General features: G+C 33.1%; 2 protein-coding genes. One reads left to right on the top strand and one right to left on the bottom strand.

The window, feature by feature from the left end; translation table 11 throughout:
* A partial coding sequence (locus H4J57_RS19320) for a tyrosine-type recombinase/integrase (RefSeq protein WP_182243966.1) occupies nucleotides 1–998 on the top strand: 998 nt, incomplete at its 5' end.
* A 280-nt stretch (nucleotides 999–1278) separates the two neighbouring features.
* Here H4J57_RS19320 and H4J57_RS19315 read toward each other — a convergent pair.
* Complete coding sequence (locus H4J57_RS19315) at nucleotides 1279–1989, bottom strand: hypothetical protein (RefSeq protein WP_182243965.1); 711 nt, start codon at nucleotides 1987–1989, stop codon at nucleotides 1279–1281.
* Nucleotides 1990–2363: the final 374 nt, after the last annotated feature.

Below are 2363 nucleotides of genomic sequence, written 5' to 3'. Positions count from 1 at the left end.
GAAAACAGGTTAATTACCGATTAGGTGTTGATGGTCAAATGACACCTGCTCAAGCAAGAGATTTAGCAAAAAGTAAAATTGCCGACGTTACTCAAGGTGTAGATGTTCAAGCGTTAAGAAAACAAGAACGTACTAGTACCAAGTATTCCAAATTCTCTACACTCCAATACTTCTTAGATGAAAAGTACACACCTTGGCTAAAATCACGCAATCCTAAAACAGCCGAAAAAACAGTGAAAGCGTTTAAATCGTCATTTCCTAAGTTGATGGACTTTCAATTATCCGATATTAATGCGTGGGAGATCGAGAAATGGAGAAATAAGCGTTTAGCTGATGGTGTTAAGCCTGCAACAACTAATCGTCAAATAAACACGATTAAGGGGTGTTTAAGTCGAGCGGTTGAGTGGGGTGTTATTGATAATCATGATTTACGTAAGGTTAAAACACTAACCGTTGATAATTCAAAAGTACGTTACTTGTCTAAAGATGAGGAAAGTAGGTTACGTGAAAGCCTTAAAGCATGTGATAAAGCGTTTTTAGAAGTCATCGTTTTACTCGCAATGAATACAGGCATGCGCAAAGGGGAGTTATTATCTCTGCAATGGCATAATATTAACTTTGATAATAAAATACTGACAGTAGATTTTCAAAACGCTAAGTCTGGTAATACTCGCCATTTACCGCTTAATACAGAGGCGTTTAATGAACTTATTCAGTGGCAAAAACTATCAGGTAACGAAGGTTATGTTTTTAAAGATAGGAACAATCAACCTTTAAAAGACTTTCCGTCTCTTTGGGCTGAAATATTAGATGAAGCCAACATCACTCATTTTCGTTTTCATGATTTACGTCACCATTTTGCCAGTAAGTTAGTCATGGCAAGTGTTGATTTAAATACAGTCCGTGAGTTATTAGGTCATAGTGATTTAAAAATGACATTAAGATATGCGCATTTAGCGCCTGAGCATAAAGCGGCGGCAGTTAATTTGATTTGCTAATTACTTCTTTATGCGCTTAGTGAAAGTGATGAGCACCAATATTCAGCTTATCGCTAGAAGCTGAATATTGGTTGTATTTAAATCCAAAAACGAGTGAGATGGTTTTGATACCCAAAAGCAACTCTGGAGGAACTATTTTGTGCTAATGAATATATTAGTTTTATGAGTTTATTTAGATCCTCTCAAGTGACAAGTTTTCTATTTCCGCTATGACAAAACAACTACTATTGCCCAAGTATTGCCATTGTAGTTGATTTACCAATAAGTACCACAGATAACGTTACAATTCACTTCTCACTACTCTTACCCTAATGGTCCCATCAGCAACAATAGGATAAAAAGTAATATCACCATTTTTATTGAACCATTTTTGTTTTTTTAAAAGCTGGGTAAAGTTTCTGCCAATAAACAAACCTTCATCTTGAGTGGCTGCAAGTTTTATTTCACAGGCCGTCGATTTACAGGTCAATTCTTGAATGTCATAACTACTCGTGTCATCCGTATTCACTAAAGCTCTTATATTCTGTTCATACTCAGGAGCCCAATTATAATCTACAAGTTCTTCTTCAAAATTTTCATCTATGCCGTGTTTGTAGTTTTTTAAGCTTTTTTCATCAAAACCAAAACTTTTAAAGAACTTATTTGCTTTTTGTTTTTCTTCTACTAAATCATAACTGCTTTCCTGCTGTTTTTCTTTAATATTAGAAGGAGATTCCTCAGCCATTTCACTAAGGTTTTCAATATTTTTTTCTTTCATTTTTAAGTTCGATTTTTGTAACAAAGCTATCATTGCTTGGTTGTCTTTTAACTCTTTCATTAGCGCTGAAACTTGTGCCTTTAGTTTATTATCTAACGTTTTAAGTGTTGATGTTAATTCCAAGTTTTGTTTTTCAAAGATTTTTGAGTTTTTATTCTCTAGAGAATAAAAATGATAAGTGGAGTAGGCTAAGCAAAGTGCAGTAGCGATCAATATAACGTGTGATTTAGTCATTTTCTTTTCCTTTTCTGTCTACCAATCCATAGAATTAAAAGTAGATGAATTTAAAGTCTATATGAAATTACATTTAAATTGCTTATATATCAAGCACGAAAAAGTCATGTTGTTTTGCGGATATTTATGATGAAAGAATTACAGACTAATAAAATCTTGAAGTCTTATCTATGTAATTACTTAAACGAAAGTGGCTAAGCGGACTATTTATTAAGATAAATTCACGTCTAAATTAGGTCTTCTCTGTGGCATTAGTTAGCTTTCTGCTAAAGTAATAATTCTTTACGCCATAATTAGTTAATACCCACAAATCAATAATATAATGATGATTAATCTATACATATCTGATATTTTCTAAGAAGTTATAAATATAT

The sequence above is a fragment of the Colwellia sp. BRX8-7 genome, from assembly GCF_014077275.1.
In the GTDB taxonomy this organism is placed as follows: domain Bacteria; phylum Pseudomonadota; class Gammaproteobacteria; order Enterobacterales; family Alteromonadaceae; genus Colwellia_A.
Note: the sequence above shows the minus strand (reverse complement) of the source record. Positions and strands in the feature narration are given on the sequence as shown.

What these genes read in the sequence shown, in the direction of transcription:
- H4J57_RS19315 (WP_182243965.1), bottom strand. Translation starts at nt 1,989, where the DNA reads ATGACTAAATCACACGTTATATTGATCGCTACTGCACTTTGCTTAGCC.